The organism is Okeania sp. (assembly GCF_983059655.1).
Window position 1 is genome coordinate 1 of the sequence record NZ_CEZPJD010000318.1, and the last position, 8,755, is coordinate 8,755.

7 protein-coding genes and 2 pseudogenes are annotated in these 8,755 nt (G+C 39.4%); 1 reads left to right on the top strand and 8 read right to left on the bottom strand.

The features are described from left to right. From AC3DU7_RS17800 to AC3DU7_RS17825, 6 genes and pseudogenes are all read right to left on the bottom strand, one after another. The coding region (locus tag AC3DU7_RS17800; RefSeq protein ID WP_488040654.1) for an RNA-guided endonuclease InsQ/TnpB family protein at positions 1-535 on the bottom strand (535 nt) is incomplete at its 3' end. Positions 536-672: 137 nt separating this feature from the next. Continuing rightward, positions 673-798: pseudogene (locus AC3DU7_RS17805) on the bottom strand (IS66 family transposase); the annotation flags it as partial. Further along, positions 789-1,091: pseudogene (locus AC3DU7_RS17810) on the bottom strand (DUF6444 domain-containing protein); the annotation flags it as partial. The pseudogenes AC3DU7_RS17810 and AC3DU7_RS17805, both read right to left, overlap by 10 nt. Positions 1,092-1,292: 201 nt before the next feature. Continuing rightward, a complete protein-coding gene (locus AC3DU7_RS17815; RefSeq protein ID WP_488040655.1) occupies positions 1,293-2,132 on the bottom strand; it encodes a hypothetical protein in 840 nt (279 codons plus the stop codon). Positions 2,133-2,308: 176 nt separating this feature from the next. Further along, entirely contained in the window at positions 2,309-2,500 is a 192-nt protein-coding gene (locus AC3DU7_RS17820) for a cyanobactin biosynthesis PatC/TenC/TruC family protein (RefSeq protein ID WP_488040656.1), read from the bottom strand. A gap of 75 nt (positions 2,501-2,575) precedes the next feature. Next, the gene (locus tag AC3DU7_RS17825) at positions 2,576-2,776 is read right to left on the bottom strand and encodes a cyanobactin biosynthesis system PatB/AcyB/McaB family protein (RefSeq protein ID WP_488040657.1); all 201 of its coding nucleotides are present in this window, start codon (positions 2,774-2,776) and stop codon (positions 2,576-2,578) included. 326 nt (positions 2,777-3,102) lie between these two features. Here AC3DU7_RS17825 and AC3DU7_RS17830 point away from each other — a divergent pair, with 326 nt between their 5' ends. Further along, complete coding sequence (locus AC3DU7_RS17830; protein WP_488040658.1) at positions 3,103-5,262, top strand: S8 family peptidase; 2,160 nt, start codon at positions 3,103-3,105, stop codon at positions 5,260-5,262. A 496-nt stretch (positions 5,263-5,758) separates the two neighbouring features. Here AC3DU7_RS17830 and AC3DU7_RS17835 read toward each other — a convergent pair whose 3' ends face one another. Then, complete coding sequence (locus AC3DU7_RS17835; RefSeq protein ID WP_488040659.1) at positions 5,759-8,494, bottom strand: CHAT domain-containing protein; 2,736 nt, start codon at positions 8,492-8,494, stop codon at positions 5,759-5,761. A 149-nt stretch (positions 8,495-8,643) separates the two neighbouring features. After that, complete coding sequence (locus AC3DU7_RS17840; protein ID WP_488040660.1) at positions 8,644-8,748, bottom strand: CHAT domain-containing protein; 105 nt, start codon at positions 8,746-8,748, stop codon at positions 8,644-8,646. Positions 8,749-8,755 lie beyond the last annotated feature (7 nt).

Here is an 8,755-nt window from a genome sequence, read left to right on the forward strand (position 1 = left end):
CTATGTCTACACCTATAGTTTCTCCTACTTTTTCTGTTGGTTTGGATTCAAAATTATATTTAAAACTTATGTACCAATTATCTGCTTTTTTTGATATTCTGACGTTTTTTACTGGTACAGAGGGTAAAATTTCGTATGTTTTTACTATTCCTATTCTGGGTAATTGTATGTAGTTTCCTTGGAAAATCTTAATACTTCCTTCTAAGTAAAAGCTGTCTTTTCTACCTTTTTTTTTAAATTTTGGAAATCCACGTCCCCGAATAGTTAGAAAGTTTTTAAATGCTCTGTCTAAATCCCTTAAGGCTTGTTGAGGGGCACATTTAGATACCTCATAATACCAGGGATTAATTGATTTGACTTCCGCTACTAAACGTTTATGCAGGGTAATTGCACTGGGGTGTTTTTTAGTTTCTTCGTACTCAGTAATACAAGTTGCTAACCCCCAGTTATAGGCATGACGTGCAACTCCTGCGTGTTTGGCAAGTATGGTTTTTTGGTAATTGTTAAGTTTTAACTTAGTTTTAAAGGATTTCATGATTATTAGAGCTGTTGGCACTAAGCGCGCAGTCCTGCTGTTTCATATATAGTTAATAAATTAGACATAAATCTAGTATACCACAGAGTATTTGTCTAATTGTGTCTCACTTTGTCCAATTATTTTAATACTGTTGATAGCCCTGGTAGTTGAATCAATCGTTGAAAATGGCGACGTAGATGAGCTAAACACTTCTGTTGAGCCATTACTGGATAGCCATTATAAACACTTAGATCATCACTACTGAGAACACCAGCATATTTATCCCTTTACGAGTCTTACCCTCATGGCCTATTTGTTCTCCTGGTCGCCTCTTCTTTTCTTCAGAACTTGGAGACTCTTCTTTAGCCTTGGCCTTTTCTGATTTTTTCAGTAGATCGGTTGATGGGGGTTTGGAGGAGTTCTTACTGTCTAAGTTTTGACTCTGTTTTAATTTATCAATTTGTTTTTGCAGTTTCTCGATTAGTTTCTGTTGAGTCAACAACATTTCTACCAGTTCTTCCTTTGACAACTGGTTGAGGCGTTTACGATTTGCTGGGGGCTGTGATTGACTCATGCTTTTACTTTACCAAGGTTTGTTTTTTTTATCAAGGGAACTAATCTTCTTGAATTTCCCTTCTGAGAATCCACCGAAGCGATCGCTCTTAGACCTGAATCCTTACCAAATTAGAAGCATAATTTTTCTCCTTCCTTCCTTTTTCGGTCTTTCCTTCCTTCCTTCTTCCCTCTTCCCTCTTCCCTCTTCCTTCTTCCTTCTTTAATACCTCTGCTCAACAACACCCACTAAAGATTGTAAGTCAAAATGTCGATCGCCCCCACTCAGACAAATACCAGCACTCACGACAGTCAAATCATTTTTATCAATAGCAGAAGTATGGCGCTCCCCATCCCTTGTCACCCATTCTACTTGCCAATAAGTAGAGCGATCGCGAAAATTCTGTAATTCACCTCCTCCCATTTCTAACGCTTCACGCAGTTGTTTCTCATCCCTTTGCTGTTGTACTTGCTTCATAAATTCTTCTTTTTGTCGCGCTACTAAGTCATAAACTGTTTTCATTTCTGGGGTTATCCCCTTAAACCTGACTTCCTTGGGTGGCGTAATATTTTTGAACGCCTTCCGCAACTGTTCCGCAACAAAAGGATCGGCACGGCGATCTATATCTTCAAACCACCAGGAACTACCATCAAATCTGGCAATTATTGGCTCAAACATAGCTCCTTCTGTTACTAGATGAACTACTATAGGTTTAGCAAAACCAAAACGTTGTTTAGCATCAGATTCATTAGTTGGATATGCCAGCCATTTTTGCCCTTTTAATTGACAGGCAAGGAATAATCTGAGAGGTTTTAAAAGTTGAAAATATTCCTCTAATTGAGGTAAACTTGGCTCTTCTACAAATCTTGCTGTTTGATCATTAATTGGCTGAAAAATTCCCCAACCTTCAATTTTTTTAGGTTGAGTTTGAAAGGTATAAACTATTCCTGCTACTCTTGTTTTAACTCGCCCACCTCCCACACAAGGTGCTAGAAATTGAATATTATTTAACTGTGCTTCTTGGGAGGCTAATTGGTTTAATAGATTCTTAATATCTGCCATGATTTTTGATTTATTTAAGAAGGAAGAGGGAAAAAGGAAGAAGTTAAAAGTTCTCAACTGGAAGATAGTAAGTAATATCATGTTTTGATAATTTAATCATCAAAAACCTTCTTCCTTTAAACCTTTCTTTCCCTTCTGCCTTCTGCCCTCAGCATAACTGCCTTCCTGATTTGATATCAAGCCCAAATGCGTCCGCGACGGAAAGATCGATCGCCTTCCCTCTTATGGTCTTTATACACCCTTATCCAATGTGCGTAGTCTTCCAGACCAGTTGCCTGTGTCGTAGATATTTGTTCTTGTTCAGGTATATCTTGTTTTTCGCTGTTACTTAATTTTTGAGAATCTTGAGATGTTTGCTTTTCTGACATAATTATCCTTATTTTACAACATTATAAATTTTTTCAAGATTAGCGATCGCCCGACTATACAAGTGCAGATGACTCTCATAAACCCCAACCAGAGAACTTGATCTGATTGTAAGCCGGATAATTATAGTGGGCTGGGTCGTTATAATTAGCCCCATGCGTCAAGTCCATACGAATTGTTGCTAGGTCTTCACCGCGACCATGAACCACGTCTACTGCTAGACTAGGAGAAATTAGATGGGGTCTTTTCACTGGAGGTGTTTGTTTAGGCAATCTCATATTTATGATTCCTGGCTATACATTCAATTTAATTATTATAGCAATAGTGCAAAGATAGGTTAGGACTTATAATTATCTTTAGACAGGGAAATGTTTTTCCTACTGTTCTCTCCTATACTATTTTAACAAGGACTGGACTTACGCGTGAGGTATGAAAAACTAGTTAGGATTTGAGATTGCTAAACCTTAATAACTTACTTCGGACAAAAATATGTTGCAAGTGCGTCAGTCATGAATTATTAAATTTTTTCCCCAACAATATTCTCACAGTATATATTTAGGTGTATACTCAATCTGAAAATATAATTAAAATTTAACTTTAAATTGTGCCAGATTTTGCAGATATCCCTGGACTAAAAGAACTGTGGACGCACACCAGAGGCGATCCCCGCATCACTGTAGTTCTCCTAGATGGAGCTGCAGATCTAGATAGAGGTTGCTTTCAAGGAGCTAACGTCGCAAAAATCAACTCTTATTGGCAACAACCAATAGAATTTGACCCCAAATATATAGACATTTTCCGAGAAATTCAAAATTCGGATGAAAAAAATGAGGTGAGAGAGGCAAAACTCAAGGAGGCTATCCCAGACAAACTAACCAGAGAAGTCCTTGGAGCAGCTTTTCACGCCACCCATGTTTTTAGTAACATTTTCGGACAACCAGGTACTCCTGTCGAAGGTATTGCTTACAAATGTCGAGGAATTAATATTCCTATAGGTTATGGTAATGATTATTACGTCGATCCTATAAACTTAGCTCGTGGCATTAACCTAGCTGTAGATCTAGGGGCAAATATTATTCACTGTGCTGCCTGTCGCCCTAGCAAAACTGGCGTTGCTCACGAACTACTGGAAAAAGCAGTACGTCAAGCTCTAGAAAATAATATTTTAATCGTCGCTCCGACTGGAAACAATAAAGGCGAATGTTGGTGTCTTCCCGCTATCTTGCCTGGAGTAATGTCGGTAGGGGCAATGAAAGATAATGGTCAAATATTCAAGTTTAGTAACTGGGGTGGGCAGTACCAAAAACAAGGTATTATTGCTCCCGGAGAAAATATTCTTGGCGCTCAACCAGGAACAGAAGAAACTGTTCGTAATAAAGGTACCAGTTGTGCAGCACCAATGGTAACAGGTATTTCAGCACTTCTAATGAGTTTGCAATTGCAGCAAGGAGCAACTCCAGATGCAGAAGCAATACAAGCAGCATTAACAAATAGTGCCATTCCCTGTACTTTGGAAGATACTGAAGAAGTCGAACGCTGTATGTTAGGTAAGCTTAATATTGCCGGAGCTTTTCAACTTTTGACAGGAAAGCAGTTAGCAGTAGTGGAAGTTTCTACAGCAGAGGTAATATCAGAAGATGTTAGAGATGAAGTATCTGTAGTTGCTGCAAAGGAAAATGCTATATCACCTCTTTCTCTCAAAGTGGGAGACAGTAGGGAGAAGCTGACAAATACTCAAACAAATATTACTGCCTCATCAGAGTTAAAAGTCATTGAAGAAGGAAGGAGTAAAAATTTGATGGGGACTCAAACCCCAACCAATGGTAAACAACGTGTAGACAGCAGGGTATTAAACTCAACAGAAAAAGGTAACGACCCAACAACGATCGCTCAACCTACTAATGGTATTATGCCCAGTGCTACTTCCAACAAAATTTATGCTTTGGGGACAGTGGGTTATGATTTTGGCACAGAAGCAAGGCGCGATTCATTTAAACAGTTGATGCCAGCAACAGTTATTTCAGGAGTTCAAGCTCCTGCGAACCCTTATGATGCCACCCAAATGGCAGATTATCTTGATATTAATTTATATGAAGCCAAATCTTTAATCTGGATATTAAGTATAGAATTAACTCCTATTTATGTTCTCCAACCTGTAGGCGCATTTGCTGAGGATATTTATGAAACTCTGCAAAATATGATATCAGGACAGGTTGAGTCAGAAGACAATGAAGGTTACATCGAAAGAGTCAGCATTACTGGTAGGTTAAGCGACGAAACTGTGAAATTATTTTCTGGGCAAATTCTACCCGTGGTGAAAATATACAGTCCCAGAGGAATGTATGGTTGGACAGTGAATATGCTGATTGATAGTGCTATCGCATCAGTAAGTGCAGAGCGAGAAGAAGCGGAGGAGGAGGCAGTACGAAAATCTCTCAGAAGTTTTCTGCAACGGGTTTATTATGAATTCCGCAACTTGGGACAAGCAGACCGCGATCGCGCCCTCAACTTTGCTGCGACAAATGCTTTTCAAGCAACAGCTTCTATTTCTGAAGCAGTAGCAGTTGGTATGGAGTTGCACAGTATAGAAGTAGAAAAAAGTCCTTTCTGTCGTTATGGTAGCAGCTGTTGGGATGTGAAGCTCAAGTTTTTTAATCCAGATAACACTAGCAGGGCAAAGAAAGTATATCGTTTTACTATTGATGTATCTGACTTGATGCCTGTGACATTGGGTAAAGTGCGATCTTGGTCTGTTCCTAACTAGGGTTTGCTGAAAAAGTCTTTTTTAAGGAGTAGGGTCCCCACCCCTAACCCTTTCCAGGAGGGGAAAAGGGGAGTAGGGGATATTTTTTTTGTATAGCAATGTGCGCTGGCTTGCTTTACAAATTTCAGGAGGTGTCTAATAGCTAAAAGTTTTATATAATAAGCTTTTTATCCCCCCTACTGCCTCTGTTGGTCAGCATTCCCTCACAGGAGTCGGCGTTCCGCAAGCGAGCTGTCGGCGGCGCGGGGTCCGACCGCTATTGCCTACTGCCAAATGAGCTGCGCACAGCGCTATATGCGCTAAAAATGCGCTCCTCTTTGAGCATGAAGAGCTGAAAATCATGTACTTTTTCAATTTGTAACAAACATTTATCAAATTTGTATCAGCTAAATTCGGTATAAAAAAATTGTTCCATCTGAGCGCCATGGCTAAATCTTTCTAGATCTCCCTATTTCTCCATCTGTCACACTTCCCACACTTCCTCAATTATCTACAATCACTGCCACTCACCTTGTAACGTAAACGCAGCCCAATAATAGGGACTAATTTGATTTTGTTGCCACATCTGCAACTGGGAATCTCGTAATGCTTCGACAGGAGATAATCCTTGCTCTAACATTCCCTGATAAAACTGTGACATTAACTCTGCTGTCGCCACGTCATCGACATGCCACAACGAACCCACTACCCGCTTTGATCCTGCATACATGAATCCTCTTGTTAAACCTACTAACCCTTCTCCTTTAATATCTTTTCCCCATGCTGTTTTACAAGCACTTAATACTACTAACTCTGCTGGCAAATTAAGGTTGAAAATGTCATTCAGTCTCAAGAACCCGTTTTGCCAATTACCATTTCTATCCACTAACGACATGACTATTCCTGATAACTCTGGTTGCTTACTATTAGCAAAACCATGAGTTGCAAAATGTACAATCTGATATCTAGATAACTCCTCACTGGTGGCTATATTTCGGTTAGCCTCAAAATCAAAGCTATAAATGCGTTCGTTTTCTGGTACTATTGCTAAAATTGCTTCTGCTTCAGTGCGAGTACCGGGTAGTCTGTCCCATTTTATACCTGCATCTCTGGCTGCCCTATCTATTTGTTGAGCCTCTGGGGGAAAAGCACGACTGCGAGATTCAGTTGTGGATGCCGTTATAGTTTCTCCTGTGACTCTAGCATCACTAGGGCTAAATACTGGATCGGCAATAATAGCAACTTTTTTCGGGGCAAGTTTCCGAGATTTGGTTTCACTGCGAATAGTCGCAATAGTAGTAGCAGAGGGTAGATTTACTATTTCGTGGTTGACAATTAAAGGTTGATAACTATTACTTTCTGTTGTAGTGCCTGGTTGAGATAAAGCAGCAAAAGGGATATATTGTAATAAATCATCAGCCACTATTAATAGACGTTTTTTGTTTAATTTATCGGCAACGGGTTGAAGAATAATTTCTGTCAGATTATCAGTTGCGTTATCAATTTTTATGATGTCGTTGCGTTCCAGTCGGTTTGTCATTGCAATCATTAACTCTATAGCAGCAGCTTTTATTTTTGCTTGGGGAGGGAGCTGATAACTATGGATGCTGTCTTTAGTTATTGCCCACAAATAGCTATGTGTTTTACCGAGAGAATATTGTAGGAGTAAGGTTTCATCATCAAGTACCTGTTGTTGAACCTGTCTAACAGTGAAGGGTTGAGGTTGAGTTAAAGTTGCATAATTAGGGCTAGTAGTACGAATTCGAGTGCGGAGTTGTTCATATAGATCGATCAGTTTGTCTCTGGTCTTTTCTATCTTAGCTTTTTGTTCCGGAGTATATTCCCCACTCAATAATTCTATGCGTCGTTTTTCGATGACATGGAGTTGTTTTTGCAGATCCTGTTCTCGTCTGACAAGCTGCGAATCAACTCCTTGACGAATATTGACACCAGCTTCTGTCAGGAGTTCGAGGAGAGTACGAGCGCGACTACGTTCACTTGCATGAAAAGCTTTAGCATCGAAGCCTTGCTTGGGTTGCTGTTGGTGAAGTTCCATCAGCAGTTTGATGTAGAATTTATATCTATCCTGTACGCTAGCAAAGTAGGATGTGCGGAGTTCTGGACTATCAAATTTAGTGCGGATATCTTCTACAATTGCCAGAGATTCTTCTATAATTGGTAGGCTTTCAATCAGGTGGCCTTGGCTATATTTAATACTAGCTATATTGTAGAGGTTTGTGGCTTGCTCACGGCGATCGCCTGTTTGGCGAAATAGGGGGAGTGCTTGTTTATAATATTCTTGAGCTAATTTTTTTTCTCCTAAGTTAGAGTAGGTATGACCAAGGCTAGTGAGGACAATGGCTTCTCCAGGGAGGTTGCCGATCTGCCGTAACAATGGTAAAGCTTGCTTATAATATTCTTGGGCTAATTTTTTTTCTCCTGAGTTTCTATAGGCATCACCAATTCCAGTCAGAACCTCTGCTTCTCTATCAATATCATCTATTTCCCGAAATAGTGGCAAGGCTTGGTTGTAATTTTCTACAGCTAATCTGTTTTCTCCTAAGTTTTTATAGACATCACCAATTCCAGTCAGAACTTCTGCTTCTCTATCAATATCATCTATTTCCCGAAATAGTGGCAAAGCTTGGTTGTAATTTTCTACAGCTAATCTGTTTTCTCCTAAGTTTCTGTAGACAATAGCGAGACCCATGAGGGCAATTGCTTCTCCACCAGAATTGTTGATCTGACGAAATAGTGGCAAAGCCTGGTTGTAATTTTCTATGGCTAATTTATTTATTTTTAAGTTTCTGTGAATATTACCAAGACCCGTGAGGGCACTTGCTTCCCCAGAGATATTTCCTATCTGTCGAAACAGTTGTAGAGCTTGGTTGTAATTTTCTATAGCTAATTGGTTTTCCTCTAGGTCGCTGTAAACATTTCCAATATAAAGAAAGCCCTCAGCTTGCTCACTAATATTATCTGCTTTGGCAACTTTGCTATATAAAAATAGAGATAATTTTTCTTCCCATTTAGCGATCGCTCCCCTGAAAATTTTAGCTGTACTTTGCGGAAATAGTTGTATTTGAGACTGCAACGCTTTCTCTGTAGGCTGCCCTATTTTTTTTCCAACGCTGAGAGCTGGAGTTGAAAATATTAGAGTGCTGCTTAATAGAGTGAAAGCGAATGATGCCCTACACCCTAGTAATATTGTTTCAAATTGGCTATTTTTAGCATTTGTCATTCTATTAGCCATAGTTACTTTTCTATTTAGAATCTATAAAAGCAATATAATTGTATGATATAATATCGAAGCAGAGGTACTGATATAATGATAAATGATAAATGATAAATGATAACTGATAACTGATAACTGATAACTGATAACTGATCACTGAAATGACATTACTGCCATTCACCCTGCAATGTAAATGCAGCCCAATAATAGGGAGAATGATACTCCCCGCCTTGCTGCCACATCTGCAACTGTGTTACTCGTAATGCTTCCACTGGTGAT

Bases quoted from the DNA above. Each gene is read 5' to 3' on its own strand.
- AC3DU7_RS17825 (WP_488040657.1), bottom strand. From the start codon at position 2,776: ATGAGATTGCCTAAACAAACACCTCCAGTGAAAAGACCCCATCTAATT.
- AC3DU7_RS17815 (WP_488040655.1), bottom strand. From the start codon at position 2,132: ATGGCAGATATTAAGAATCTATTAAACCAATTAGCCTCCCAAGAAGCA.
- AC3DU7_RS17820 (WP_488040656.1), bottom strand. From the start codon at position 2,500: ATGTCAGAAAAGCAAACATCTCAAGATTCTCAAAAATTAAGTAACAGC.
- AC3DU7_RS17835 (WP_488040659.1), bottom strand. From the start codon at position 8,494: ATGGCTAATAGAATGACAAATGCTAAAAATAGCCAATTTGAAACAATA.